This is a genomic window from Rhizobium sp. BE258 (genome assembly GCF_031457345.1).
Taxonomy (GTDB): domain Bacteria; phylum Pseudomonadota; class Alphaproteobacteria; order Rhizobiales; family Rhizobiaceae; genus Rhizobium.
The window spans coordinates 306818-331921 of the sequence record NZ_JAVDWL010000001.1 but is presented as its reverse complement, the minus strand read 5'-3'; the positions used below and the strand labels follow the sequence as shown (position 1 = coordinate 331921).

Annotated in this window: 26 protein-coding genes; 14 read left to right on the top strand and 12 right to left on the bottom strand. The window is 63.7% G+C overall.

Going from position 1 to position 25104, the window contains the following annotated elements; translation table 11 throughout:
* Positions 1–24: 24 nt before the first annotated feature.
* From J2X43_RS01675 to J2X43_RS01660, 4 genes are read left to right on the top strand one after another with little or no spacing between them, the layout of a single operon-like run.
* Positions 25–804 carry an ATP-binding cassette domain-containing protein gene (locus tag J2X43_RS01675; RefSeq protein ID WP_310290378.1) on the top strand — a complete coding sequence of 260 codons (780 nt, stop codon included), beginning with the start codon at positions 25–27 and terminating at the stop codon, positions 802–804.
* A 5-nt stretch (positions 805–809) separates the two neighbouring features.
* A complete protein-coding gene (locus J2X43_RS01670) occupies positions 810–1682 on the top strand; it encodes an ABC transporter substrate-binding protein (protein ID WP_310290376.1) in 873 nt (290 codons plus the stop codon).
* Positions 1666–3654 (top strand): Fe(3+)-hydroxamate ABC transporter permease FhuB, encoded by a 1989-nt coding sequence (gene fhuB, locus J2X43_RS01665; RefSeq protein WP_310290374.1) that lies wholly within the window; start codon positions 1666–1668, stop codon positions 3652–3654. Before J2X43_RS01670 ends, fhuB begins: the two co-directional genes overlap by 17 nt.
* Positions 3651–4694 carry a siderophore-interacting protein gene (locus J2X43_RS01660; RefSeq protein ID WP_310290372.1) on the top strand — a complete coding sequence of 348 codons (1044 nt, stop codon included), beginning with the start codon at positions 3651–3653 and terminating at the stop codon, positions 4692–4694. Before fhuB ends, J2X43_RS01660 begins: the two co-directional genes overlap by 4 nt.
* A 53-nt stretch (positions 4695–4747) precedes the next feature.
* Here J2X43_RS01660 and J2X43_RS01655 read toward each other — a convergent pair whose 3' ends face one another.
* The 9 genes from J2X43_RS01655 to J2X43_RS01615 all read right to left on the bottom strand — a co-directional run bounded on the left by J2X43_RS01655 (position 4748) and on the right by J2X43_RS01615 (position 13887).
* Positions 4748–5365 (bottom strand): TerC family protein, encoded by a 618-nt coding sequence (locus J2X43_RS01655; protein ID WP_112597985.1) that lies wholly within the window; start codon positions 5363–5365, stop codon positions 4748–4750.
* Positions 5366–5504: 139 nt separating this feature from the next.
* Positions 5505–5909, bottom strand: a complete 405-nt coding sequence (locus J2X43_RS01650) for a hypothetical protein (RefSeq protein WP_310290369.1) — start codon at positions 5907–5909, stop codon at positions 5505–5507.
* An 18-nt stretch (positions 5910–5927) separates the two neighbouring features.
* Positions 5928–6038 carry a cytochrome bd-I oxidase subunit CydX gene (gene cydX, locus J2X43_RS01645; protein ID WP_112388881.1) on the bottom strand — a complete coding sequence of 37 codons (111 nt, stop codon included), beginning with the start codon at positions 6036–6038 and terminating at the stop codon, positions 5928–5930.
* 12 nt (positions 6039–6050) lie between these two features.
* Entirely contained in the window at positions 6051–7202 is a 1152-nt protein-coding gene (gene cydB / locus J2X43_RS01640; RefSeq protein WP_310290365.1) for a cytochrome d ubiquinol oxidase subunit II, read from the bottom strand.
* 5 nt (positions 7203–7207) lie between these two features.
* Positions 7208–8788: a cytochrome ubiquinol oxidase subunit I gene (locus tag J2X43_RS01635; RefSeq protein WP_310290363.1), complete on the bottom strand. Its 1581-nt coding sequence runs from the start codon at positions 8786–8788 to the stop codon at positions 7208–7210.
* Between the two features lie 72 nt (positions 8789–8860).
* Positions 8861–10552 (bottom strand): thiol reductant ABC exporter subunit CydC, encoded by a 1692-nt coding sequence (gene cydC, locus J2X43_RS01630; protein ID WP_310290360.1) that lies wholly within the window; start codon positions 10550–10552, stop codon positions 8861–8863.
* Positions 10549–12252, bottom strand: a complete 1704-nt coding sequence (gene cydD, locus J2X43_RS01625) for a thiol reductant ABC exporter subunit CydD (protein ID WP_310290354.1) — start codon at positions 12250–12252, stop codon at positions 10549–10551. Before cydD ends, cydC begins: the two co-directional genes overlap by 4 nt.
* A gap of 4 nt (positions 12253–12256) precedes the next feature.
* Positions 12257–12829 carry a GbsR/MarR family transcriptional regulator gene (locus J2X43_RS01620; RefSeq protein ID WP_112388886.1) on the bottom strand — a complete coding sequence of 191 codons (573 nt, stop codon included), beginning with the start codon at positions 12827–12829 and terminating at the stop codon, positions 12257–12259.
* Positions 12830–12960: 131 nt separating this feature from the next.
* Entirely contained in the window at positions 12961–13887 is a 927-nt protein-coding gene (locus J2X43_RS01615; RefSeq protein WP_310290350.1) for a dihydrodipicolinate synthase family protein, read from the bottom strand.
* Between the two features lie 154 nt (positions 13888–14041).
* Between J2X43_RS01615 and J2X43_RS01610 the strand changes: the two genes are divergently transcribed.
* The 6 genes from J2X43_RS01610 to J2X43_RS01585 are packed head-to-tail and all read left to right on the top strand — an operon-like array spanning position 14042 to position 18818.
* Positions 14042–14521, top strand: coding sequence for a DUF2938 domain-containing protein (locus J2X43_RS01610; protein ID WP_310290347.1), 480 nt, complete (start codon positions 14042–14044; stop codon positions 14519–14521).
* A 14-nt stretch (positions 14522–14535) separates the two neighbouring features.
* Entirely contained in the window at positions 14536–15294 is a 759-nt protein-coding gene (gene cobF, locus J2X43_RS01605; RefSeq protein ID WP_310290344.1) for a precorrin-6A synthase (deacetylating), read from the top strand.
* Between the two features lie 56 nt (positions 15295–15350).
* Entirely contained in the window at positions 15351–16694 is a 1344-nt protein-coding gene (gene cobG, locus J2X43_RS01600) for a precorrin-3B synthase (protein WP_310290341.1), read from the top strand.
* A gap of 2 nt (positions 16695–16696) precedes the next feature.
* Positions 16697–17329 carry a precorrin-8X methylmutase gene (locus tag J2X43_RS01595; RefSeq protein ID WP_112388891.1) on the top strand — a complete coding sequence of 211 codons (633 nt, stop codon included), beginning with the start codon at positions 16697–16699 and terminating at the stop codon, positions 17327–17329.
* Positions 17326–18057, top strand: coding sequence for a precorrin-2 C(20)-methyltransferase (locus tag J2X43_RS01590; protein ID WP_310290335.1), 732 nt, complete (start codon positions 17326–17328; stop codon positions 18055–18057). The genes J2X43_RS01595 and J2X43_RS01590 overlap by 4 nt, the downstream gene beginning before the upstream one ends.
* Complete coding sequence (locus J2X43_RS01585; RefSeq protein WP_310290332.1) at positions 18054–18818, top strand: precorrin-3B C(17)-methyltransferase; 765 nt, start codon at positions 18054–18056, stop codon at positions 18816–18818. The genes J2X43_RS01590 and J2X43_RS01585 overlap by 4 nt, the downstream gene beginning before the upstream one ends.
* Here J2X43_RS01585 and J2X43_RS01580 read toward each other — a convergent pair.
* The gene (locus J2X43_RS01580; protein ID WP_310290329.1) at positions 18782–19552 is read right to left on the bottom strand and encodes a cobalt-precorrin-6A reductase; all 771 of its coding nucleotides are present in this window, start codon (positions 19550–19552) and stop codon (positions 18782–18784) included. The genes J2X43_RS01585 and J2X43_RS01580 overlap by 37 nt on opposite strands.
* On the opposite strand from J2X43_RS01580, the gene cbiE reads away from it, so the two are divergent.
* Both cbiE and cobM read left to right on the top strand, forming a co-directional pair.
* Positions 19551–20789 carry a precorrin-6y C5,15-methyltransferase (decarboxylating) subunit CbiE gene (gene cbiE / locus J2X43_RS01575; RefSeq protein ID WP_310290326.1) on the top strand — a complete coding sequence of 413 codons (1239 nt, stop codon included), beginning with the start codon at positions 19551–19553 and terminating at the stop codon, positions 20787–20789. The genes J2X43_RS01580 and cbiE overlap by 2 nt on opposite strands.
* Positions 20786–21550 carry a precorrin-4 C(11)-methyltransferase gene (cobM, locus tag J2X43_RS01570; RefSeq protein ID WP_310290323.1) on the top strand — a complete coding sequence of 255 codons (765 nt, stop codon included), beginning with the start codon at positions 20786–20788 and terminating at the stop codon, positions 21548–21550. Before cbiE ends, cobM begins: the two co-directional genes overlap by 4 nt.
* On the opposite strand, the gene J2X43_RS01565 is transcribed toward cobM, so the two are convergent.
* On the bottom strand, positions 21547–22359 hold the full coding sequence (locus tag J2X43_RS01565) for a TIM barrel protein (protein WP_310290321.1): 813 nt from the start codon (positions 22357–22359) through the stop codon (positions 21547–21549). The two genes, cobM and J2X43_RS01565, sit on opposite strands and share 4 nt — an antisense overlap.
* Positions 22360–22515: 156 nt before the next feature.
* The gene (locus J2X43_RS01560) at positions 22516–23544 is read right to left on the bottom strand and encodes a LacI family DNA-binding transcriptional regulator (protein ID WP_310290318.1); all 1029 of its coding nucleotides are present in this window, start codon (positions 23542–23544) and stop codon (positions 22516–22518) included.
* A gap of 135 nt (positions 23545–23679) precedes the next feature.
* Here J2X43_RS01560 and J2X43_RS01555 point away from each other — a divergent pair, with 135 nt between their 5' ends.
* Positions 23680–24765, top strand: coding sequence for a fatty acid desaturase family protein (locus J2X43_RS01555; RefSeq protein ID WP_310290315.1), 1086 nt, complete (start codon positions 23680–23682; stop codon positions 24763–24765).
* Between the two features lie 24 nt (positions 24766–24789).
* On the top strand, positions 24790–25104 hold the full coding sequence (locus J2X43_RS01550; RefSeq protein WP_112388900.1) for a MocE family 2Fe-2S type ferredoxin: 315 nt from the start codon (positions 24790–24792) through the stop codon (positions 25102–25104).

The window sequence follows — 25104 nt, the reverse complement described above, 5'->3', positions numbered from 1 at the left end:
GTAGCTGTTTCAGGAGCCCGTTTCATGTCCGAGCCATTTCTGAAAATGTCGGATGTCCGCTTTTCTGCAGGTGAGCGCACCATCCTCTCGGGCATCGATCTGACACTTGAGAGCGGGCGGATCTATGGGCTGGTCGGGCCGAATGGTTCCGGCAAGAGCACGCTGATGAAGATCATCGCCCGCCAGCATGCGGCAACCGGCGGGACACTGGAACTCGAAGGCAGGAACGCGGCCGCCTGGGGGGCGCGGGAATTTGCCCGCAAGATCGCCTATATGCCGCAGTTCACGCCCGCGACCGATGGCATGACGGTGCGTGAGCTGGTGGCGCTGGGGCGCTTTCCCTGGCACGGCACGCTTGGCCGCTTCGGCAAGGCGGATCACGATCTGGTCGATGACGCCATCGCCCGCACGAGTCTCGAAGAATTCGCCGCGCGTCCGGTTGCCAACATGTCCGGCGGCGAGCGCCAGCGGGCGTGGATTGCCATGATGCTGGCGCAGAATGCCAGCTGCCTGTTGCTGGACGAGCCGACCTCGGCACTCGATCTGGCACATCAGGCCTCCATGTTGTCGCTGGTGGAATCGCTCAGCCACGAGCGCGGGCTGACCGTCGTCATCGTTCTCCATGACATCAATCTGGCGGCCCGTCATTGCGACGAGATCATCGCGCTCAATCGCGGCCGGATCACCGCGCAGGGCAAGCCTGAAGAGATCATGCAGGCCGATCGGCTGCAATCGATCTTCGGCGTCGGCATGGGCGTCTTCACCCACCCGGCACGCGGCGAGCCGGTCAGCTATCTGCTGTGATGCCGATGCAAGCTCTGACACGGCGCAATTTCCTGGCGATGTCGGCGGCTCTGGCCGCTCCTTCGGTGCTTAGGGCTGCCGCGCCGCCGCGTGTGGCCGCGCTCGATTGGGCCCTGCTGGAAACGTTGCTGGCGATCGGCGCCAATGTGGTGGCGGGAAGCGAGTTGCGCGGCTACCGGCAGATCGCCGTCGAACCCGCCGTGCCCGAGGGCGTTGCCGATCTCGGCCTTCGGGGCACGCCGAATTTCGAAGTGCTGCGCTTCGCCAGGCCGGACCTGATCTTCAATTCCAATTTCTACAGCTGGGCCGATGGCCTGATGAGCCGGATCGCGCCGGTGAAGACACATGCGATCTACCGCATGGGCGATAGTCCCTTCCAACGGGCGCAGGATGTGACACTGGCGATGGCGGCCGAGTTGCAGCTCGATAGCGGCAAGCGCTATGCCGACGATCTGATGGCCAGGCTCGACAATTACCGGGCACTGTTTGCGGCCGGTGATGGCCGCACGATCCTGCCGATCAATCTCGGCGATGCGCGCCACTACCGCGTCTTCGGCAGCGACAGCATGTTCGGCGAAGTATTGGCCCGTACCGGGCTGAAAAACGCCTGGCAGGGCAAGACGAGCTATACGGCGATGGCGCCGATCGGCATCGAGACGCTGGCATCGATGCCGGACACCTGGATCGTCTTCATCCCGCCGCATCCGCCGGATGCGATGGTGACGCTGCAGAGCGGTGCCTTCTGGCAGGCGCTTCCCGCCGTCCAGGAAGGCCGGGTGCTGACACTTGGCTCCATCAATCCTTATGGCGCCTTGCCTGCGGCATCGCGCTTCGCCGATCTGCTTGCGAAGGGGCTTACCGATGCATGGAATGGTTAGCCGCAGGGTTGCCGATGGCCGCCCGAACGGCACGCTCATCGGCATAGCCGCGTCTTTTGCGGCCTGCGCCTTGGTTTTCGCTCTGCTCGTCGCCTTCCGGCCACGTCTGCCAGAAGGGCAGGCGGCGCTCGATGCGGTGCTGCTGTGGCAGAGCATGATGCCGCGCGCCGCGCTGTCGCTGATCGCCGGCGCCGCACTCGGTCTCTCCGGCTTCCTGCTGCAGCGGGTGCTGCGCAATCCGATCGCCGATGCCTCGACGCTCGGTATCGCGTCCGGTGCGCAGCTTGCGATGACCATCGGCATCAGCGTTTCGCCGCTGCTGCTCGGGCTTTCGCGCGAGCTGGTGGCGTTTGCGGGCGGGCTTGTGGCGGTGGCGATCGTGCTGGCACTTAGCTGGCGGCGCAGTCTCGATCCGGTAACCGTCGCGCTGTCGGGCATGATCGTGACCTTGATCGCCTCGGCGCTCAGCGTCACCCTCATTCTCGCCCGCGGCGAATATGCCATGTCGATCTTCATCTGGGGCGCGGGTTCGCTCAGCCAGCAGGATTGGCATGCGGTGATATCGCTGGCGCCACGGCTAATCGTGGGCCTTGCTGCCGCCGTTCTTCTGCTGCGCCCGCTGCAGGTGCTGTCGCTCGACGATGCGGGTGCGAAAAGCCTCGGCGTCGCCCTGCATACGACCCGGCTCGCTGTGCTGCTGCTCGCCGTCTGGCTCTCGGCTTCGGTCACTGCAGAGGTCGGCATTATCGGCTTTCTCGGCCTTGCAGCGCCGGCAATCGCCCGCTTTGCCGGTGCGCGCACCACCCGACAGCTGGTGATTGCCGCGCCGCTGACCGGCGCTGCGCTGCTGTTCTTCACCGATTGCGTGACGCAGCTTCTTGGTCCGGGCTTTACCGATCTTGCTCCCGCGGGCGCCGCAACCGCGCTGCTCGGCGGCCCGCTGTTGCTTTATCTCCTGCCACGCGTCCACTCCTTCGCGTCGGTCACGGCGCAGACGACCGTGGCGATCAGGCGTCTTCAAAGCCCTGGCCGGGTGTTCCTCATGCTACTATTGGCGCTTGCCCTTGTCGTCGCCCTGGTGCTGACCACGGCACCGGCCGACGACGGCTGGCATATCGCCACCGGTACGCTATTTACCGATCTGCTGCCGCTTCGCCTGCCGCGCACCATCGTTCCCGCCGGTGCGGGCGCGATGCTGGCGGCCGCCGGCTTCATCATGCAGCGGGTGACCGGCAATCCGATCGCCAGCCCGGAAGTGCTCGGCGTCAGCACCGGCGGTGGCGCGGGGCTGACGGTTGCGCTTTTCATCTTCGGCTTCCCACCGCCCTTCGTCATGCTGGCGTCGATGGCAATCGGCGCGCTCGTCGCCTTCCTGATCATGATCGCCATCGCCGCTCGCGCCCAGTTCGCGCCCGAGCGACTGCTGCTTGCCGGTATCGCCATCGGCGCCTTCTCGATGGCGATCGTCTCGATGGTGCTGGCGCAGGGCGATATGCGCGGCTACGTGCTGCTGACCTGGCTCACCGGCTCGACCAACCGTGCCGGCGGCTTTGAAGCCTGGACGGCAGTGATCTCGCTCGCCGTTCTCGCCGCACCGCTGCCTTTCCTCAGCCGCTGGCTCACCATCCTGCCACTCGGCGGTCCCTCGGCGCGCAGCCTCGGCCTGCCTGTCGGCGCCAGCCGTCTGTTGCTGGCGATGATCGCGGCGCTGATGACAGCGGTCGCCTCTTTTCTCGTCGGGCCGCTCAGCCTCACCGGCCTCATCGCGCCGCATCTCGCGCGGCTCACCGGCTTTCACCGGCCGGGCCAGCAGCTTGCTGCCGCGATCCTGATTGGCGCAGGCGTGCTTGTCGTGGCCGACTGGCTCTCGCGGGTGGTGATCTATCCCTATCAGGTCCCGGTCGGTCTCTTCGCGGCGCTGGTCGGCGGCCCCTATCTCATCTGGCTCCTGACGCGAAAGGAAGCGGCATGACGGCGCAATTCCGGCTTTCGGGTACGGCAATTCCACCGGATGCCAGGCATATGCTGGAAGAGATCGCCGAGCATTTCGCCGAGCATGCGTCGGTGACCCGCAACGGGGAAACCGTGCATCTCGAGCATGAGATCGGCGCAGCCGATATTCGCATCGCCGGCGAGACGCTGGCGATCGAGCTTGCCTCGAACAGCGAAGACGAGCTGACGATGATCCGCACCGTGCTGGCCGAGCATCTCTTCCATTTTGCCGGTGAGAAGAAATTCGAGCTGACCTGGTCGGAAAAGCCGAAGCCGGCGCTGCCGGGCAATATGCGGCTGGCGACGGTGACGGGTGCCCGCAATATCACGCCGCATATGCGCCGGGTCACCTTCTCCTGCCCCAATGTTCAGGATTTCCAGCGGGGCGGGCTGCACGTGCGCCTGCTGTTGCCGCAGAATGGCGAGGCGCCGGTCTGGCCCACTGTCGGCGACGATGGCCGCATTCAATGGCCGGACGAGAAAATCACCGCAGTCCGCATCTACACGATCCGCAAGGTTGATCTGGAGCGCGGTGAGGTCGATATCGATTTCGTGCTGCACGACGGTGAAACCATGCCCGGCGCCACTTTCGGGGCGGCGGCGGCGGCCGGTGATCTGATCGGCATCATGGGACCGGGTGGCGGCTGGATGCCTGAGGCGACCGATCTTATCCTCGCCGGAGACGAGACGGCACTGCCGGCCATGCTGCGCATTGCCGAAGCGGCACCGGCCGGAATCAAGGTCCGCTTCTTCGGCGAGGTTGACAGCGCGTCCGAAGAGCAGCCGATCGCGTCAGCGGCTGATATCCAGACTGTCTGGCTGCATCGCAACGGTGCTGCGGCCGGAACGACGGGCAGTCTGCAGCGGCTGATCCGCTCACTGGCGCCGCGATGCGCCGCGCCCACCTTCATTTGGGTTGGCTGCGAGAAGGCGGAAGCCGTGGCGATCCGCGAATATCTGAAGGACGAGCTGCAATATGACCGGCAGTGCATGCGCGTCGGCAGCTACTGGGAAAAGTAAAAGGCGGACCGGCTTTCGCCGATCCGCCTGATGTCTCTTTTCAGAAAAGCCTGTCAGCCGGCCAGATAGGGCCAGACCTCAAGTGCACCGCGATACATCATGTCGAGCGCGACGTAGAGGATAATAGCCAGGCCGACATAGGCGATCCAGCGGTGCTTGGTGAGCAGGCGCGCGATGAAGTTTGCGGCAATACCCATCATGGCGATCGACAGGGCGAGGCCTGCGACGAGGACCGTCGGGTGTTCGCGGGCAGCTCCGGCGACAGCCAGCACGTTGTCGAGCGACATCGAGACGTCGGCGATGACGATCTGGCTGGCGGCCTGCCAGAAGGTCTTCTTCGGCTTGCCCTCGGCGCCCTCAAGCGCGTCTTCGCCTTCCGCACCATGCTGCGAACGCAGCTCGCGCCACATCTTCCAGCAGACCCAGAGCAGCAGCAGGCCACCGGCGAGCAGCAGGCCGACGATGGCGAGCAGCTGAACGGTGATCGAAGCGAAGATGATACGCAGAACGGTGGCGGCCAGAATGCCGACCAGAATGGCCTTCTTGCGCTGATCGGCCGGAAGGCCGGCGGCGGCAAGGCCGATGACGACGGCGTTGTCGCCGGCAAGCACGAGATCGATCGCGATGACCTGCATAAGCGCAGTCAGCCCCGCGGCAGTAAAGATTTCCATGAAAAACGTCCCCCGATGTTCGGAGCCGAACTAGAGCCCGCAAAACGTTACGTCAACCGGCAATCATCCGGGTCCACGCAAATGTCCCGGATGTGTGTCCTGCCAGTCCCAGGCTGGAAACGCGCGGGGAGGCTATCGCCTAATGTTTGAGCTTGATGATGATCTCGCGATATTCGTCCGCGATCGCAATGGCTGCCTTCGCAACGACCGGACTGATGGATTTATGGTCAATCGCGATGCGGCAGGTTTCGAAGACGCCGCGCAGCTCGTGCTCGATGTCCGACAGCTGCGGATATTTCTGCACGAGGAGGTGCGGCAGCAGGCGCGCCTTGTCCCTCATCGGTTTGGAATTGCTGGAGAAATTCAGGCTTTCAGCGATCACGTCCCGGATCGCATCCTCGAGACGCCACGTTGCACCGATCATATCCGTGACTGACACCATGCTACCCCTCTTCTTCAGGCGGGCATATTCCGCCTGTATAATATGAAGCAAGGCTTGTGCCAGGTTTGCGGGATGCCGGGCGGCAATTGTGGCGCCCGGCATCGTCTCAATTCGTGAAGCTCAGGATTTCTTCTTCTTGGCTTCGTCGTCCATCAGCTCGTACCACATGGCGTTGAGGACGGCGAAGGCGGCTGCGAGCGGCAGGCCGAGGATCCATGCGAAGTACCACATCGTCTTTCTCCTTTAATAGGCGTGGCCGCTTTTGTCGGTGATGGCTTTTTCATCCACCTTGCCCCACAGCACCTTGTAGACCCAGGCGGTGTAGAGAAAGATGATCGGCAGAAAGATTGCCGTGACGACGAGCATAATGAACAGCGTCAGATGGCTCGACGACGCATCCCAAACCGTCAGGCTCGACCGCGGGTCGAGAGAGGACGGCAGAATGAACGGGAACATCGAAACGCCGACCGTCGAGATGATGCCGAAGATCGACAGCTTGCTGAAGAGCAGCGTGGTGACCTCCAGTCGAACGCGCATGCTGAGCAGAGCGAGAGCCGCTCCGGCAAAGCCGCAGGCGGGTGCGATCAGCAGCCACGGGTAGGCGCCGTAATTGGCAAACCAGGTGCCGGCATGTTCGGCCGTCTTGAAGAGCGGATTGGACGGTCCGGTCGGGCTGATGTCGCTGGTAATGCGGTAGCCATCGACGCCGGCTGCGAGGAAGATGCCGCCGAGCGCAAAGAGCAGGATGGCGGCGAAGGCGGCAAGGCTGCCATAGGTCCGGGCGCGTTCGGCGACCGGTCCGTTGGTCTTCAGGATCAGCCAGGCCGCACCATGCATGACGAGCATGGCCACCGATAGCAATCCGCAGAGCAGCGCGTAGGGGTTCAGCAGCCCAAAGAATGAACCTTCGTAGAAGATCCGCATATCGTCGGCGAAGCGGAACGGCACGCCCTGCAGCACGTTGCCGACGGCGACGCCGAAGATCAGCGCCGGAACGAAGCCGCCGACGAACAGCGCCCAGTCCCAGTTGCTGCGCCAGCGCGCACTGTCGCGCTTCGAGCGGTACTTGAACCCCACCGGACGCAGGATGAGCGCAAAGAGGATCGCGAACATCGCCAGGTAGAAGCCCGAGAAGGAGACCGCGTAAAGCGGCGGCCAGGCGGCGAAGATGGCGCCGCCGCCGAGGATCAGCCAGACTTGGTTGCCTTCCCAGGTGGCGCCGATGCTATTGATGGCAACCCGCCGTTCGGTATCGGTCTTCGCCACGAAGGGCAGGAGCGTTCCGACGCCGAGGTCGAAGCCGCCCGTTGTGGCAAAGGCGATCAGGAGGATGCCGAGCAGCAGCCACCAGATGACGCGCAGGGTGTCGTAGTCGATGAGTTCGTGAAGGATCATGACAATCACTCCGCAGCAGGAACGAGGGTTTCGGAGATCAGCTCGGCTTCCGGCTCGTCATCGGGCTCGGGGCCTTTCTTGATCGCCTTGAGCATCAGGCCCATCTCGATGATGATCAGCGTCGTGTAGAGCGCTGCAAAGCCGATGATCGTCAGAAGCACGGTGCTGGCGCCCAGGCTGGAGACGGCGGCAGCTGTCGGCAGCACGCCTTCGATCACCCAGGGCTGGCGGCCGAACTCCGCAACGATCCAGCCGACCTCGATCGCCACCCATGGCAGCGGGATCGCGAAGACCGCGACCTTGAGCAGCAGCGGATACTTGTCGAGATGACGCCGGGCCGAAAGCCAGAAGAAGGTTGCCGTCAGCACGATGAAGAACATTCCGAGACCGACCATGATGCGGAACGACCAGAAGAGCGTCGGCACATGCGGGATCGTATCGCGGGCGGCCTGGGCGATCTGCGCGTCGGTCGCCTGACGCGGATCATCGACATAGCGCTTCAGAAGCAGTGCATAGCCAAGGTCGTGGCCGAGATCTTCGAAGGAGTTGCGAACCTCCTGCGTGGGCTGGTCCGGCGCGCGCACGGCACGGATCTGCATCAGGGCGTCATAGGCCTTGATGCCGTCGCGGATGCGGGTTTCGGCTTCTTTCTCGAGCTTGTCGATGCCGGGGATTTCGGTGGTCAGCGAGCGGGTGCCGATCAGGCCCATCGCCCAGGGGATATGAACGGCGAAATGCGTCTCGCGGGCTTCCTGATCCGGAAAGCCGAAGGCGGTGAAGGGGGCCGGAGCGGGCTCCGTCTTCCACATTGCCTCGATGGCGGCGAGCTTCATCTTCTGGTTTTCCGTAGCCAGGTAGCCGCTTTCGTCACCGAGCACGACGACCGAAAGCGATGAGGCGAGGCCGAACGAGGCGGCGACCGTCATCGACCGTTTGGCGATTTCGACATGACGTCCTTTCAGCAGGTACCAGGCCGAGACGCCGAGCACGAAGATCGACGCACAGACATAACCGGCCGAGACCGTGTGCACGAACTTTGCCTGGGCGACCGGATTGAACACCACGTCGAAGAAGCTGGTGACCTCCATGCGCATCGTCTGCGGATTGAGCGCCGAGCCAACCGGGTTCTGCATCCAGCCATTGGCGATCAGGATCCAGAGTGCCGAGAAGTTCGAGCCGAGCGCCACAGCCCAGGTGGCGACCAGATGCCCGACCTTGGAAAGCTTGTCCCAGCCGAAGAAGAACAGCCCGACGAAGGTTGCCTCCAGGAAGAAGGCCATCAGCCCTTCGATGGCGAGCGGCGCGCCGAAGATGTCGCCGACATAATAGCTGTAATAGCTCCAGTTCATGCCGAACTGGAATTCCATGACGATGCCGGTTGCGACACCGATGGCAAAATTGATGCCGAAAAGCGTGCCCCAGAATTTCGTCATCTGCCGCCAGATCTGGCGGCCGGTCATGACATAGGTGGTTTCCATGATGGCGAGCAGCACGGAAAGCCCAAGCGTCAGGGGTACGAATAGAAAATGATAGAGCGCGGTCAGCGCAAATTGAAAGCGCGATAGCGCGACTATGTCGAGTTCCATTATCTTTCTCCCACGGTCCCACGCGGTATCAAGAGTTCCACGGGCGCCGGCCGGCGTCCGCGGTCATGCCGCTCAGTCCGGCCGCAGCCGGTTCAGAGCCTTTTCGAACGCCGCCTCTCCACGGCGCGAAATTTCGACGATGCACCCATCCGCAATCACCGCAATGACATCGGCGATTGCCGCCTCCCGGCGGATATGGCTGGCGATGACCACGGCGTGGCCGGATGCCTTTTCGGCAAGGCGGCTCATCACGTCGCGGGCGGTTTCGCCATCCAGACCCTCTGTCGGCTCGTCGAGCAGCCAGAGGGATGCGTTGCGGAGAAACAGCCGGGCAAGCGCCAGGCGGCGCGATTGCCCGCCGGACAGGCCGAGCCCGCCTTCTCCGAGTTTCGTGTGGAGCCCTTGCGGCAGGGCGTCGATGGTGGTGAGCAATCCGGTAGCCTCGAGAGCACCGCGGAGCTGTGCCTCGCTGGCCGAGGGATCGGCTATCAGGAGATTGCCGCGGATGCTGTCGGCGAAGAGCTCGGTGCGCTGCGTCAGCAGCGTCGAATCGGTGATCACCGCACTTCCGTCTTGCGGCTGCAACTCGCCTGCGAGAAGCGTCAGGAATGACGACTTTCCGGCGCCGCTGGAGCCGATGAGCGCCAGCGTCTCGCCGGTTTTCAACGTAATCGTTAGCTTACGAAGGACGAGCTTTTCCGCCCCGTCATGAACGGTTGCAACATCTGTCAGCGCAAAGGCAATGCCGGTTTCCGGCGCGCCATGTCCCGTCGCCCTATCCGCCGCGGTCAGACGATCGCCGACGCGGCGTGCAGCGATGAGTGTTCGTCCAAGCTCGATGGCGCCGCGCCGCAGGGCAGCAAAGGGCTCGATGGCGGCGAAGGCAACCAGCAGACCGAGCGCGGCAACTGGTGCGCCGATGCTGCCTGTCCCGGCAAGGGCGGCGACCGCCAGCAGCGATCCGGCGAGCAGCAGCGAGGAGGTCAGGCCGAAGCCGAAGGTGACGGCGGTTTCGATCCGGTTCAAACGGTCGTCCGCCGCCGAAATATAGGCATCGGCTGTGACAACGGCGGCAGATTGAGCGTCCAGACGCCCGGCCATCAGCAGGTCCGTTTGACCTGCGACGAGATCGATGACGCGGCCACGGACCGCTTCGACACCATGCATACGGCGGCGTGCGGATTTTGCGGCGGCACGGCCGGCGAGGTAGGGAATGCCGAGCCCGGCAAACAGGAGGATCAACCCGGTCGCGGCGCCAAACAGCGGATGGATCATGCCGAGCGCCCCGCTTGCCGCGATCGCGGTGCAGATCGCAACGGCAGCGGGAACGAGGACGCGCAGATAGAGGCCGTCGAGTGCATCGATATCGGCCGTCAGGCGGAACAGAAGCTTTGACGGCCGGGCTGCGAGATTGCGCGCCGCGCCGTCCTTCGCCCAGCCGCGAAACAGGCGCTCCCGGAGGGCCGCCAGTACCGACAGCGTTGCATCATGGGTCGTCATCCGCTCGCCATAGCGCGAGAAGGTACGTCCGATCGCCAGCAGGCGGATACCAGCCGATGGCGCGAAAACGTCGAAGGTGACGGCCGTGGCAACGGATAGCCCGGCAATCGAAGCGGCGGTGATGAACCAGCCGGAAAGGCCGAGAAGCGCGATACCGGCCAGCACCGTCAGCGCGGACATCAGCGCGCCGATCAGCAGGCCGCGGCGCCGTTCGGCGATAAACAGGCAGACGACGGGTTTGAGATCACCGAGGCGCGTGTTCATTCCGCGGCCTCCCGAAGCGTTTCCGCGCCGATCGCGATCACCCGCTGCATGCGGGCGGCAAGCCGCGGATCGTGGGTGGCGACGACAAGCGTCTTGCGCTTGGCGAGGTGGATGAGGCTTTCGGTGATATCCGCCGCTGTCGCAGCATCGAGATGTGCGGTCGGTTCGTCGGCGAGAGTGATCTGGATGTCGGGATTGCAGGCGGCGCGGGCGATGGCAAGCCGCAGCGCCTCGCCACCGGACAGGCCGAGCCCGCCTTCACCAAGCGGGCGCTTGCCATAAGCTGCCGCGACTTGGTCGAGCTTGGCGGCACGGAGTGCCTCATCCGCCTTGGTGCCGGCGCGGCCGAGCGTAACGTTGCCCGCGAGCGAACCAGCAAAGATATGCGGCTTCTGGCCGATCCAGGCGATATGGCGGCGCCAGTCGCCCGCTTCGTTGAGCGGCAGGCCGCCGATGCGGATCGCACCGTCCGAGACCGGAGCAAGGCCGGCAATCATCGCCAGCAAAGTCGATTTCCCGCTGCCGCTGGCGCCGAGCAGGGCGACATGCTCGCCCTGCATGATGCGACAGCTGAACGCTTCGATGGCCGGTGGCTTGCCGGCGCCATAGCGGAAGCCAGTATCGGCAAGTTCGATATCGAAACGCGTGGTTTGTTTGCCGGTGGCTTCGGGAACGATATCGAGCCCGCCGGTTGCAATTGCCTCCAGCGCCGAGAGCGCGGCTTCGCCGCTCGCGCGGTCGTGCCAGACCGACGAGAGATCGCGCAGCGGCTCGAAAAAAGCTGGAGCAAGCAGCAGCAGGAACAGGCCGGTGGTCAGGTCAAGCCCGCCGGTCCAGGCGCCTAAGGTGATTTCGCCGAGCAGGCTGAAGCCGACATAGACGGCGAGCAGCGCAACGCCGAGCGCAGCAAAGAGTTCGAGCACCGCCGAGGAGAGAAAGGCGATCCGCAATACCGCCATCGTCCGGGTTTTCAGATCGTCGGCATCGGCGCGCAAGCGGCTTGCCGTCTGATCGACGGCGCCGAGCGCGCGGATCGTCGTCAGGCCGCGCAGCCGGTCGAGAAGGAAGCCGTTGAGCCCGCCTGTGGCGGCAAGCTGCTTTTCGCTGGCAGCTTGGGCGCGCCAGCCGATCAGGGCCATGAAGAGCGGGATCAGTGGCATGGCGATCAGCAGGATGAGCGATGCAATCCATGAAATCGGGAATATGCAGACGAGTATCGCCAACGGCACGGCCGTTGCCTTGAAGCGTGCCGGTTGGAACCGGGCAATATAGGGCACGATCAGTTCGGCCTGTTCGCCGATGACACTGGCCGCTTCGCCGGATGCTGGCCGCGCGGGATCGACAGGCGAGCGGCGCGCAAGCGCTTCTACCGCGGCGGCGCGGCGCTTGCTGAGCTCGGCGCGGGCGGCCTTGAATGCCAGGCGGCCGCCAGCCGCCTCGAGACAGCTCTTGGCGATGCCGAGAATGACGATGAAGAGTGCCGGCCACAGCACGGCGGCGAGCTCGCCGCCACTGGCGATCCGGCCGACGGAAAGAGCGATGAGAGCAGCCTGAGGAATGAAGACGAGGGCGCCTGCTGTCTGCAACAGTGCGGCGGCCTTGGAAGCGGGTCTGTTTTTGCCGACACGCTGTCGGCGACGGCCGCGCTTTTGCGCGCCCGGTTCTGGCTCGTCATTCGCGTCTAAGAAAGCACTCCCCATGGCGCTAACTCTTGTTCGCAGGACGGCGGCCGCGGCCGAGCGAAATCACCCGGTCCTTGGCTTCCAGAAGCTTCGTAACTTTTGCCCCCAGAGATAGTAATGTTGCGAGGCGCTCGGTTTCAAGTTGTTTTACGTCTTCGTACCAATGCGTCAGCTGTTCGATCAGCCCATGCATCTCGCCCATGCGCTGCTGGGCATATCGCTCGTGGTCACTGGCCGGCCGCTGCATGAGAATTTCGCGCAGCACGGAGAGAGTCGGATCGACCTCGCGCTTCTTGCGCTCTTCGGCAAGCGTACGCAGGATCAGCCAGACGTCGTCAGGCGTCGAGAAGAAATCCCGGCGGTCATCCGGCTTGTGCTTCATCAGCACGAGGTTCCACGCCTGCAACTCGCGCAGGCTCATCGACACGTTCGAGCGCGAGATGCCGAGCGCATCGACGATGTCCTCGGCGCAGAGCGGCTCGGGCGAGACGTAAAGCAGCGCGTAGATCTGGCCGACGGTGCGGTTGATCCCCCAGCGCGAGCCCATTTCGCCGAAATGCAGAACGAAGGATTGAACGAGTGGTGGAAGGTTCATGACGGTGATTTCCGTAATGTCTGTGATTTCAGAAATTTCTGAAATCACTATATTCCACTTTTCGCTCCGCACAATCGGCGGCACCCGCCTGCGTCAATTTGGTCAGAGATGCGTGTAAGCCGTGTGACGGCCTAGAACGCGGCGCGCTTGTCGTATCTGGCGAGGCGCGAGAGGAGATAATCGACCTCGGCCTTCGCCTTGTCGCTGATCACGCTCGCTGGCTTCCGCTGGGCGTCGCTGGCGATCGCGCCGCGCTTCTGCAGCACATATTTGCGCACGGCAAGGCCGACGCCCTGCTGCTGCTCGTAGCGCACCAGCGGCAGATGGGCGTCGAAGAGATCATGCGCCTCGTCGCGCCTGCCTTCCTGCTGCAGACGGACGACATCGGCGAGCATGTCGGGGAAGGCATAGCCGGTCATCGCGCCGTCAGCGCCGCGTTCCAGCTCGAAATCGAGGAACAGCCCGCCATTGCCGCAGAGAATCGAGATATCCCGCATCTCGCCGGCCTTGTGCGCGGCGCGCAGCTTCGAAATCTTCTCCAGCCCCGGCCAGTCCTCATGTTTGAGCATGACGCAGGAGCGGTGATTGTTAACGATCTTCTGGATCACACCAGGCGTCATCACTACGGTCAGCGTCAGCGGATAGTCCTGGATGACGAAAGGAATGTCATCCCCAATCGCTTCGACGGCATGCGCATAATAGCCGATGATCTGGTCGTCGGTGCGCAGCGAAGGCGGCGGGGCGATCATCACCCCGGCGGCGCCGAGATCCATGACGCCGCGGGCAAGCGAACGCATCGCCGCAAAGCCCGGCGCCGAGACGCCGACGATGATGGGCACGCCGGCGCGGCCGACGACCTGGCGGGTGATCGCCAGCGATTCCTCCGGCTCCAGTTTCGGCGCCTCGCCCATGATGCCGAGAATGGTCAGGCCGGTGACGCCGCATTCGAGATAGAAATCCGTCAGGCGATCGACCGAGACCGTATCGAGCCGTCCATCCGGATGAAATGGCGTGGCGGCGATGGCGTAGACGCCCTTGGCGGTATGGTCGAGCTTCATCTGGATCCTCCTCGTTTTGCGCGAGCTTAGGCAGGCCATTAAGGGTGATCAACCGAAATAGCCGTTTTGCTCCATCAATGACGTCGGGCTCTGTTGCAGGCGGAGCCTGCCGCCGTTAAGACGGTAAGGGGTTCTCACATCTGGATATTCTCACATGTTCGATATCATCTGGCGCGGCATCGTGATCGGCATCGGTGCGACCGTTCTCATGGACATCTGGGCGATCGTTCTGCACCGCTTCTTCGGGCAGAGCGCCGCCAACTGGGCGCCGGTCGGACGCTGGTTCTACCACCTGAAGAACGGCAATGTGTTTCACGATAGCATCGCCAACGCCGCGCCTTACGAGCATGAACTGGCGCTCGGCTGGATCAGCCACTACGTCACCGGCATCGTCTACGGTCTGGCGCTGGCGATCATCATGGGCCCGGCCTGGCTCGCAGAGCCGACCTTCATTCCAGCCTGGATTCTCGGTATCGTCACCGTCGGTGCCGGCTGGTTTCTGTTGCAGCCCGGTCTCGGCATCGGCTGGGCGGCATCCAAGACGCCGAACCCGGCCAAGGCACGCGCCATGAACCTGATTGCCCACACGGTCTTTGCGATCGGGCTCTATGGGACGGCGCTTTTGATCCGCTAGCGGCCGGAGGCGTCATGCGACAGATCTTCGTCATCGGCATCGGGACCGGCAATCCCGATCATGTGACCATTCAGGCGATCAACGCCATGAAGGGCGCAGACCGCGTCTTCATCCCGACCAAGGGAGCGAAGAAGGAGGAGCTTGCGAGCGTGCGCCGCGAGATCTGCGAGCGTTATCTCGACGCCGGAAAGACGAAGACGATCGAGTTTGCCGTGCCGCAGCGGCAGACCGAAGGAAAGACTTACATCGAGAGTGTCGATGAATGGCATGCGGCCATCGCTTCGTCTTATGCCGTATTGATCGGCGATCTCGGCGACAACGCCGCCGCGGCCTTTCTGGTCTGGGGCGATCCCAGCCTCTATGACAGCACATTGCGCATCCTCGAGCGGATCCGTGGCAGCATCGCTTTCGAGGTGACGGTCATTCCGGGGATCACCAGCATCCAGGCGCTTGCCGCCAGCCACAAGATCCCGGTCAACCTCGTCGGCAAGCCGGTCGAGATCACCACCGGGCGTCGGCTTGCCGACGAGGGGCTGACTGCCGACAGCACTGTCGTGATGCTCGACGGCATCCAGGCGTTTTCGCAGATCGACGATCCAGATGCTGAGATCTTCTGGGGTGCCTATCTCGGCACTGCCGACGAGATCATCCATTCCGGCCGCCTTGGCGACGTTTCGGACGAGATCGTCAGAATGCGTGCCGCGGCGCGCGAGCGGCATGGATGGATCATGGATATCTATCTGCTGCGCAAGGGGCGCGACTTCGAGGGGTGAGCGGCTTTGCCGAGCGCGCCGTCATCCTGTAAGGACAGGGGATGGAAGGGTGTGCCATGGCTGCAGCCGGTAACAGACAATTGCAGGAAACGGTGGTTGCCGGGCTTCGACGCGGCGCCTGCCCGACGCTTGCCGCGCCGATGCAGACCGGCGACGGCCTGCTCGTCCGTCTGCGCCCGGCCGGCGGCGCCCTGACCGTTGCACAGCTCAAGGCGCTGGCGATTGCAGCAGCATCCTGTGGCAACGGTATCCTTGAAATCACCGCCCGCGGCAATCTGCAGGTCCGCGGCTTGCGACCCGATAGCGTTGGCACTCTCGCCTTGGCGATCGATGCTGCGGGCATCGTGGTTCCGCCCGGCCCTGCAATCGAGCTTTCGCCGCTGCATGGCATCGACAGCGCGGAGCTCGGCGATGCGGCTGCGCTGGAAGCGCAGTTGCGCAGCACTCTTGCCGGCAAACTGCAATCGGCCGATATCGCGCCCAAGCTTGCTATCCTGGTCGATGGCCGCGGCGGGTTCTGTCTTGACCATCTGAGCGCCGATATCCGCATCGTTGCGCTTGCGGATCACAACTGGTTAGTAACAGTCGGCGGCACCACGCGGATGGCGCGGCCTGTGTTTTCAGGTGGTGTCGACGGGGTCGTGGCTGCCGTCGGGTATATCCTCGACATCCTGATCGCGACCGGCCGCCATAGCCGCGCCCGCGACATCGATATGGAAACGTTGCGCGTCACCTTTCCCAATTCTCCGCAGACCATATCCCTTTCACCGTCGCGCAAACCGGTGCCGGGGATTCTCGCATTGCCAGATGGACGAACCGTTCTCTGCCTGCGGCCGCGATTTGGCCAGATGCGGGCAGATGCGCTGACGGCCTTCCTGGCGGATCTTGCCGATGAACTCGAGATCCGGCTGGCGCCCGACCGGCAGCTTTTTCTCACCGGCCTTGCCGCCGCGGAAGCCGAGACGCTCGCAGTTCGCGCAGGCAGTTGCGGTTTCAGCGCCGACCCGGTTAATCCATCTGCCAAGATCGCAGCCTGCGCCGGTGCTGGCGCCTGCGCATCGGGTTTCTACGACACGCGAAAGCTTGCCGCCCGGATCATAGATACCGCCCCGGATTTGCTGGATGGATCTCTGACGGTGCATCTGTCCGGCTGCGCCAAGGGCTGCGCTCATCCGCAGGCGGCACTGACGTTCGCTGGACGCGGAAATGCCTATGCCTTTTCCCTAAACGGCAAGGCCGGTGACCCGCCGGATGCAACGATTGCTGGCGGCGGCATCGAATCCGCTATAGAGAGGCTCGCCCAGCTTGCCGGAACAGAACGGCGGGCCGGAGAAACGGTGGCTGCCTGCCTTCAGCGGCTTGGCGCCAGCACCATCGCGAAAGCGCTGCAACAGGACTAGGGATGCCAGACTACGATTACATCCGCGAAGGAGACGCGATCTACGAGCGCTCTTTCGCGATCATCCGCAACGAAGCCGATCTGTCGCGATTTGCGCCTGACGAGGCCGATGTGGCGGTCCGCATGATCCATGCCTGCGGGCTGGTGGAAGCGGCTGCACATTTCGACTTCGCCCCCGGTTTCGTCCAGGCGGCCCGCGCGGCTCTACAGTCCGGCGCGCCGGTTTTCTGCGATGCGGAAATGGTCTCCCACGGCATTACCCGCGCCCGGCTTCCGGCGGGCAACGAGGTGATCTGCACGTTGCGCGATCCGCGCACGCCCGATCTAGCCAAAGCCAAGGGAAACACGCGCTCGGCAGCGGCGATCGAACTCTGGCGCGACCGGCTGGGGGGCAGCGTCGTCGCGATCGGCAATGCACCGACGGCCCTCTTTTATCTCCTGGAATTGCTTCGTGACGGCGGCCCGAAGCCTGCGGCCATCCTCGGCATGCCTGTCGGCTTTGTCGGCGCGGCGGAATCCAAGGATGCACTGGCGGAGAATTCCTATGGCGTGCCCTATGCGATCGTGCGCGGTCGCCTTGGCGGCAGTGCGATGACGGCGGCTGCCGTCAACGCGCTGGCGAGGCCCGGCCTATGAGCGCTCCCGGCCGTCTGATCGGCGTCGGCACCGGACCGGGCGACCCGGAATTGCTGACCATTAAGGCCGCTAAGGCGATCCGGGCGGCTGATGTCATCGCCTATTTCGCTAAGCAGGGGCGGAGCGGAAACGGACGTGCCATCGTGCAGCATCTGATTTCTGCAAGCTCCGAGCTTTTGCCGCTTTATTATCCTGTCACCACCGAGATCGATAAGGGCGAGGCGGCCTATCAAAGCCAGATCACCGCCTTCTACAACGCGTCGGCCGCAGCCATCGCCGCCCGTCTCGATGCTGGAAAGACCGTCGCCATCCTTAGCGAAGGCGATCCGATGTTCTATGGTTCCTACATGCATCTGCATGTGCGGCTGGCGCATCGCTACACGGCCGAGGTGATCCCCGGCATTACCGCCATGTCCGGCTGCTGGTCGGTCGCGGGCATGCCGATCGTCCAGGGTGACGACGTGTTGTCGGTGCTTCCCGGCACGATGGCGGAGGCGGAACTGACCCGCAGGCTGGCCGACACGCAGGCCGCCGTCATCATGAAGGTCGGTCGCAATCTGCCGAAGATCCGGCGGGCGCTGGAGGCAGCAGGCCGGTTGCGCGAAGCGGTCTATGTCGAGCGCGGCACGATGGCCAATGCGGCGATGGTCAAGCTCGCGGAACGGCCGGATGGCGAAGCGCCGTATTTCTCGCTGGTGCTTGTGCCCGGCTGGGAGTCGAACCGATGAGCGGCAGGCTCTATGTGATCGGCACCGGCCCCGGCAATCCGGACCAGATGACCCCGGAAGCGGCACGCGCTGTTGCCGTCTCGACCGATTTCTTCGGCTATGGTCCCTATCTCGACCGCATAGCCTATGAGCCGCACCAGACGCGCCACACCTCCGACAATCGCGAGGAGCTCGACCGTGCCGCGGCCGCGCTGACGATGGCGGCCGGAGGACGGACGGTCTGCGTCGTTTCCGGCGGCGATCCCGGTGTTTTCGCCATGGCTGCCGCTCTTTGCGAGGCGATCGACAAGGGTGATCCCGCATGGCGCGCCGTCGATCTCGTCGTTCTGCCCGGTATCACCGCGATGCTGGCTGTCGCTGCGCGCACCGGCGCCCCGCTCGGACACGATTTCTGTGCGATATCGCTGTCGGACAATCTGAAGCCTTGGGAGATCATCGAAAAGCGGCTGGCGCTTGCGGCTCAGGCTGGCTTCGTGATTGCCCTCTATAATCCGATCAGCAAGGCGCGGCCCTGGCAGCTGGGGCGGGCCTTCGAGCTGTTGCGCCGGGAGTTGCCCGGCACCACGCCCGTCATCTTCGGGCGAGCGGCCGGAAGGCCTGATGAGCGCATCGTTGTCCAGCCGCTCGCGACTGCCGACGCGGCGGTTGCAGATATGGCAACCTGTGTCATCATCGGCTCGCCGGAGACCCGCATCATCGCCCGGGACGGCAAGTCCGATCTTGTCTATACGCCACGTTTCATGGCCGGAGGAAGCCGGTGATCGATCGCCGCCAGCGCCTCCCCGACAGTCTCGACCGTCTCCATGGCGGGCGCTGCGGCACGGCCGATCATAAAGACTTCAATGCCAAGAACGCGCGCCGCCTCGATCTTGGCGTAGGTGGCGTCACCACCACTGTTCTTGGCGACGATCGCATCGATGCGATATTCCCGAAGAAGCGCCAGTTCGGCATCGAGCGCGAAGGGGCCGCGATCGAGGATGAAGGTCGCATTGCCCAACGCCAGAGGCGGGGTCACCGGATCGACGCTTCTGACAAGATAGAAATGCTGCGCCGCCGCCTCGGCCGCATGCGCCTCCTGGCGTCCGGTAGCCAGAAAGACGCGGCGTGGTACTGTGCCGAGCGCCGCAATTGCGGCCGGGATGGTAGAGAGCTGGATCCAGCGGTCGCCGGGCTCTTCGCGCCACTGCGGACGGCGCAGCGCAATGGCCGGAACGCCGGATATCCGCGCAGCCTCGGCGGCATTTGCCGAGATGCGCGCGGCAAACGGATGGGTCGCGTCGACAAGCAGATCGAATTTTCCCTCGGCAAGGAATGCCGCGAGACCTTCGGCGCCGCCGAATCCGCCGATGCGGACAGAAACCGGCTGTTCGGACGGTTTTTCGGTTCTTCCGGCCAGCGACAGCAGGATATCGAGCCCGTCACGATCGCGAAGAGCGGTCGCCAGCGCGCGCGCCTCGCTCGTCCCGCCCAAAATCAGAACCCGGTATGCCGCCATGTCTGATCTGCCATCCCGATCCGAAAAGCCCTGGCTGACCATTATCGGTATCGGCGAGGATGGTCCAGATGGGCTGGGCGAAGAGGCAAAACGTCTGATCACAGGCGCTCCGGTGGTTTACGGCGGGGCGCGGCATCATGCGCTGATGGACGGCTTGATCTCCGGTGAGCGGCGGGTCTGGCAAAGCCCGTTCGAGCGCTCGGTCGAAGACATTGTTGCGCATAGGGGCACGCCCGTCGTCGTTCTCGCATCGGGAGATCCCTTTCTCTACGGCGTCGGCGCAACGCTGTCCCGGCGCATCGGTGCTGGCGAGATGCGTGTGATCCCGGCACCTTCGGCATTCACTCTTGCCGCATCGCGGCTTGGCTGGCCGCTGCAGGACGCCGCGGCAATCTCGCTTCACGGCCGCCCGGTCGAGCTAATCCTGCCCCATCTGCACGACGGGCGCCGGATCATTGCGCTGACCTCCGACGAGAATGGCCCGGCAGCCATCGCGGCGCTGCTGACCGGTATCGGCTTCGGACGCTCCCGCCTGACCGTGCTTGAAGCCCTCGGCGGCGAGCGCGAGCGCGTTCGCACGGTTACCGCGGCCGAGTTTGCGCTTGAGGGCATCGATCCCTTGAATGTCTGCGCGATCGAGGTCGTGGCGGACAAGGCTGCCCGCATCATCTCCTTTGCAAGCGGCCTTGACGATGCGCTGTTCGAGCATGACGGCCAGATCACCAAGCGCGAGATCCGCGCGGTGACGCTTTCTGCGCTGGCGCCGCGCCATGGCGAATTGTTGTGGGATATCGGTACCGGATCCGGTTCCGTCGGCATCGAGTGGATACTCTCAGACCCGTCGCTGAAAGCGATCGCCATCGAACAGTCGCCGGAACGCGCCGCGCGCGCGGCGCGCAATGCAACGGCGCTTGGCGTGCCGCATCTGGCCCTTGTCGAAGGTGCGGCGCCCGCTGCCCTTGCCGGCCTGCCGGAACCGGATGCGATCTTCATCGGTGGTGGCGGAAGCGAGCCGGGTGTCCTGGAAGCGGCGATCGCGGCGCTGAAGCCTGGTGGCCGGCTGGTTGCCAATGCCGTGACGCTCGAGATGGAAGCCTTGCTACTTTCCGAATATGCAAAACGCGGTGGCTCGCTCGCCCGCCTCGACATTTCCCGCGCAGCGCCTGTCGGCACGATGAGTGGCTGGCGGCCGGCCATGCCCGTCACGCAATGGCGCTGGATAAAGGATCAGGAATGACCGTACATTTCATCGGTGCCGGGCCAGGTGCCGCCGACCTCATCACCGTTCGCGGCCGCGATCTGATCGCGAAATGCCCGGTCTGCCTCTATGCGGGATCGATCGTCTCGCCGGAGCTGCTGCAATATTGCCCGCCAGGCGCCCGGATCGTCGATACCGCACCGATGTCGCTTGACGAGATCGAGGCGGAATATCTTCGGGCTGCCGATGCGGGCGAAGATGTCGCCCGCCTGCATTCCGGCGATCTCTCCGTCTGGAGCGCTGTCGCCGAGCAGATCCGCCGCCTGGAAAAGCATGGTATCGGCTACACGATGACGCCGGGTGTTCCGGCCTTTGCCGCCGCCGCCTCTGCGCTCGGCCGTGAACTGACGATCCCGGCGGTTGCGCAGAGCCTTGTGCTGACGCGAGTCTCCGGCCGCGCATCGCCGATGCCGAATGGCGAAACGCTGGAGAAATTCGGTGCGACGGGCTCGACGCTCGCCATTCACCTGGCGATCCATGCCTTGCCGCAGGTCGTGACCGAGCTGACGCCCCTTTATGGCACCGATTGCCCGGTTGCGATCGTTGTCAAGGCATCTTGGCCGGATGAGCGGATCATCCGCGGCACGCTTGACGATATCGAGGCGAAGGTTGCCGCTGAACCGATCGAACGGACGGCGATCATCTTCGCCGGTCCGTCCCTGTCAGCAAGCGACTTCCGCGAGAGCTCGCTCTACGATCCCGCCTACCAGCGCCGCTTCCGCGGCCGGGAAACGCTTTAGACTGCCGACGCGAGGTAATCCATGCTCTGGCGCAGCGCTGCGGCCGGGTCCTGCAAGCCATGGACTTCCGGGGAGAAGGGCTCGAAGGAGCAGGGACCCGTGTATCCAGCCTGCAGCAGCGAACGCACCTGACCGGCATTGTCGAGCCGGTCGGCTGACGTCACCAGAACCCGGTGCGGATCGCGCATGTCCGATACCGTCACCTTGGCGTCGTCGACGCCGGAAATGTGGATCAGCCCGGTGAGATCAGCGAAGATAGCAGTCTCGCCGGCGAGGTGATGGTGGAACGTGTCATGCACCAGCTTGAAGCTGCCTTCGGCGCCGAGTTCACGTATCGCTTCGGCTGCCTCGGTCTTTGAGCTCAGCGAGCAGATCTCGAAGCCGAGCGGCTCAACGAGGCCGATGACCCCGGCGGCATCCAGCGTCGGCTTCAGGGCAGTGAGCGACTGGCGCAGATTGGCCTGACGTGCGCCATCCTCGCGGCCGGTGCCGTCATTTTTCGGCACCAGCACCAGTGCCTTGGCGCCGCAGGCTGCGGCATAGTCGATGAGTTCCCGGGCTTCGTCGGCGCGGGTGTCGTTCCACTCGTTGAAGCGCTGCAGGGCGTTGATCGAGATGATCGTCACGCCATGGCGGGCTGCCGCCGCCTTGATCGCCGACGGCTGCGTTCCGTCGAGAATGGCGTTGCCATCGAGGTCGTTACGGATCTCAACCGCATCGATGCCGAGGCTCTTCGCCAGCGCGAAGAAATCGTCGATGCCAAGTTTCGGCGCGGCCATATGGTTCAGCGCGTAGCGAATGGATGTCATATGTGGGTCCTCCCGGGGCGCGCTTGCGGTGCGCAAGTGCGGATCAATGGTCGATCGAATCTCTATCTGAAATTCGAAGCGCCGCTAGCGGCAGAAGCTCATGCGTCCCTATCATCTGTGATAGAATTTCAACGGAAATGATGGAATTCCATCATTCTAGATATTCTCGGGGATGTAGATCTCAAGCGGCAGAAAGGTCTGGCCGGCGCTCCCCGCTTCCCCGGTTTCGATCGCGGTGGTCATCTGGGTGATTAGCTCGCGGCAAAGTGCCGGCAGCGGCGTGCTGATCGCCATGGTCACCGTGCCATCCATCAGACCCTCCTTGCTCTCGGGGACGAGCTCGTTGACGATCAGCGCCACTTCGCCGGTGCGCTTCTCCTCGCGTATCGCGGCAATCGCCCCCTCCATGCCGCCGCCGCAGACATAGAGGCCGGCAAGATCCGGATGTTTCTGCAACAATGTCGACGTCGCCTCGTGGGTGATCTCGACCGTATCGAGATTGATCAATGTCTCGAGCAGATCGAATTTCGGCGCCTCCTCGCGGAAATAGGAGCGGAAGCCCATTTCGCGCAGTTCGTGGCCATGGAAGCGATGGCTGCCGACGAAGCAGGCGACCTTTCCAGGCTTCCGGGCCGTGCGGGCGATCGTCCAGGCTGCCGAGCGCCCGACCTTGCGGTTGTCGAGGCCGAGATAGCCGGCGCGCACGCCCTCCGCGAAGTCGGAAAGAACGGTGAAGACCGCAATACCCTTCTGCTTCAGCTCCTCGACGGCGGCCGTCACCGCCGGATAATCGGGCGCCACCATGGCCACCGCCTGATTGCTGGCGGTCAGGCTCTTGAGCTTCTCGATGATGGCGGCAGGGGTGGAGGCGGCGGGATAATCGATCTGAACCTGCAGCCGTGCCGTGGTGCAGGCCGCAGCCGCAAGCTCGATCTCGCGGGCAAAGGCCTGGTAGAAGGATTGCATCGGCTTCTGCAGCAGAAAGGCCAGTTGATAGCGCGGCAGGTCCTCGAACACCCGCTGCCGGATGAGGCCGACCGCGTGGTAACCGATCGACTGCGCCGCATCATAGACCCGGCGTGCCGTCTCCTCGCGCACCTTATGCCTGCCGTTCAACACGCGATCGACGGTCGCGACACTGACGCCGGAGCTGCGGGCGAGATCGGAAATGGTTGGCCGGCGCATCGTTTTTCCTGATGGATTCCATCACAAATGAAAGTCAGTCGTGATGTCTTTTGATAGAATATATCAAGACTGCATTGAGCCCGGCGCAAAGTCAACTTAACCTTCATGGCAGCCAAGGAGCGGCGGGAGGCAAGAATGACCGAGACGATGAAACGCGATTATAGCCTGCTGGGCGAGAGCAGCCGCCGGGCGGTTGAGACTGGGCTTGCCGCGGCCGAATGGTATCACACCGAAGTGTCGCGCAAGGAGATGAAGGCGCTGATGCAGCGCTCCGATGCGGCAGCGATCCGCGACACGGTCATCTGGCTCGGCAGCATGGTGATCTTCGCCGGCCTCGGCATCTATTTCTGGGGCTCGTGGCTCTGCGTGCCCTTTTTCCTCGCCTACGGCGTGCTCTACGGTTCGGCGTCCGACAGCCGCTGGCACGAGTGTGGTCATGGCACGGCATTCAAGACGCGCTGGATGAACGACGCCGTCTATCAGATCGCCTGTTTCATGATCATGCGCAATCCGGTGACCTGGCGCTGGAGCCATACGCGCCATCACACCGATACCGTCATCGTCGGCCGCGACCCTGAAATCGCCGTCATGCGCCCGCCGGATCTCTTCCGGCTGATCCTCAATTTCTTCGGCATTCTCGACGCCGGATATGCCGTCATCGATATGCTGCGCAACGCCTTCGGTGTCATCAGTGCGGCCGAGAAGACCTTTATTCCGGAGATGGAACAGCCGAAGACGATCCAGGTTGCGCGCATCTGGCTGGCGATCTATCTCGTGACCATCGCGCTCGCGGTCTATCTGGGCTCGTTCCTGCCTTTGATGCTGATTGGTCTGCCGCGTCTCTACGGTGCATGGCACCATGTGCTGACCGGTCTGCTGCAGCATGGCGGCCTTGCCGACAATGTCATCGATCACCGGCTGAACAGCCGCACCGTCTACATGAACCCGATCAGCCGTTTCATTTACTGGAACATGAACTATCACGTCGAGCATCACATGTTCCCGATGGTGCCTTATCACGCGCTACCGCAGCTGCACGCGATGATCAAACACGATCTTCCGGCGCCGAACGCCTCGATGTGGTCGGGCTACAAGGAAATGATCCCGGCCTTCCTGCGCCAGCTGCGCAACGAGGACTATTTCCTGAAGCGCGAACTGCCGCAGACGGCACGGCCGTATCGCGAGGAGTTCCACGGCGAGCTCGCCCCCGCCGCACAGTAAACGACATATCTGGGAGGAAAGAACATGAGCGGAAACTGGATCGAAGTCTGCGCGGCCGATGATATCGACGAAGAGGATGTCATCCGCTTCGATCACGACGGCAAAACCTTCGCGGTCTATCGCAGCCCCGACGACGAGTTCTTTGCGACGGACGGGCTCTGCACGCACGAGCGCATTCACCTCGCGGATGGTCTGGTGATGGACGACATCATCGAATGTCCGAAACATAACGGCCGCTTCAGCTACAAGACAGGCGAGGCCAAGGGCGCTCCTGTCTGCGTCAACCTGAAGACCTATCCGGTCAAGGTCGAAGGCGGCGCCGTCTTCATCTCTCTCTAG

Coding starts and splice junctions, on each gene's coding strand:
- J2X43_RS01675 (WP_310290378.1), top strand. CDS start 25: ATGTCCGAGCCATTTCTGAAAATGTCGGATGTCCGCTTTTCTGCAGGT.
- J2X43_RS01670 (WP_310290376.1), top strand. CDS start 810: ATGCAAGCTCTGACACGGCGCAATTTCCTGGCGATGTCGGCGGCTCTG.
- fhuB (WP_310290374.1), top strand. CDS start 1,666: ATGCATGGAATGGTTAGCCGCAGGGTTGCCGATGGCCGCCCGAACGGC.
- J2X43_RS01660 (WP_310290372.1), top strand. CDS start 3,651: ATGACGGCGCAATTCCGGCTTTCGGGTACGGCAATTCCACCGGATGCC.
- J2X43_RS01655 (WP_112597985.1), bottom strand. CDS start 5,365: ATGGAAATCTTTACTGCCGCGGGGCTGACTGCGCTTATGCAGGTCATC.
- J2X43_RS01650 (WP_310290369.1), bottom strand. CDS start 5,909: ATGCCGGGCGCCACAATTGCCGCCCGGCATCCCGCAAACCTGGCACAA.
- cydX (WP_112388881.1), bottom strand. CDS start 6,038: ATGTGGTACTTCGCATGGATCCTCGGCCTGCCGCTCGCAGCCGCCTTC.
- cydB (WP_310290365.1), bottom strand. CDS start 7,202: ATGATCCTTCACGAACTCATCGACTACGACACCCTGCGCGTCATCTGG.
- J2X43_RS01635 (WP_310290363.1), bottom strand. CDS start 8,788: ATGGAACTCGACATAGTCGCGCTATCGCGCTTTCAATTTGCGCTGACC.
- cydC (WP_310290360.1), bottom strand. CDS start 10,552: ATGAACACGCGCCTCGGTGATCTCAAACCCGTCGTCTGCCTGTTTATC.
- cydD (WP_310290354.1), bottom strand. CDS start 12,252: ATGGGGAGTGCTTTCTTAGACGCGAATGACGAGCCAGAACCGGGCGCG.
- J2X43_RS01620 (WP_112388886.1), bottom strand. CDS start 12,829: ATGAACCTTCCACCACTCGTTCAATCCTTCGTTCTGCATTTCGGCGAA.
- J2X43_RS01615 (WP_310290350.1), bottom strand. CDS start 13,887: ATGAAGCTCGACCATACCGCCAAGGGCGTCTACGCCATCGCCGCCACG.
- J2X43_RS01610 (WP_310290347.1), top strand. CDS start 14,042: ATGTTCGATATCATCTGGCGCGGCATCGTGATCGGCATCGGTGCGACC.
- cobF (WP_310290344.1), top strand. CDS start 14,536: ATGCGACAGATCTTCGTCATCGGCATCGGGACCGGCAATCCCGATCAT.
- cobG (WP_310290341.1), top strand. CDS start 15,351: ATGGCTGCAGCCGGTAACAGACAATTGCAGGAAACGGTGGTTGCCGGG.
- J2X43_RS01595 (WP_112388891.1), top strand. CDS start 16,697: ATGCCAGACTACGATTACATCCGCGAAGGAGACGCGATCTACGAGCGC.
- J2X43_RS01590 (WP_310290335.1), top strand. CDS start 17,326: ATGAGCGCTCCCGGCCGTCTGATCGGCGTCGGCACCGGACCGGGCGAC.
- J2X43_RS01585 (WP_310290332.1), top strand. CDS start 18,054: ATGAGCGGCAGGCTCTATGTGATCGGCACCGGCCCCGGCAATCCGGAC.
- cbiE (WP_310290326.1), top strand. CDS start 19,551: ATGTCTGATCTGCCATCCCGATCCGAAAAGCCCTGGCTGACCATTATC.
- J2X43_RS01580 (WP_310290329.1), bottom strand. CDS start 19,552: ATGGCGGCATACCGGGTTCTGATTTTGGGCGGGACGAGCGAGGCGCGC.
- cobM (WP_310290323.1), top strand. CDS start 20,786: ATGACCGTACATTTCATCGGTGCCGGGCCAGGTGCCGCCGACCTCATC.
- J2X43_RS01565 (WP_310290321.1), bottom strand. CDS start 22,359: ATGACATCCATTCGCTACGCGCTGAACCATATGGCCGCGCCGAAACTT.
- J2X43_RS01560 (WP_310290318.1), bottom strand. CDS start 23,544: ATGCGCCGGCCAACCATTTCCGATCTCGCCCGCAGCTCCGGCGTCAGT.
- J2X43_RS01555 (WP_310290315.1), top strand. CDS start 23,680: ATGACCGAGACGATGAAACGCGATTATAGCCTGCTGGGCGAGAGCAGC.
- J2X43_RS01550 (WP_112388900.1), top strand. CDS start 24,790: ATGAGCGGAAACTGGATCGAAGTCTGCGCGGCCGATGATATCGACGAA.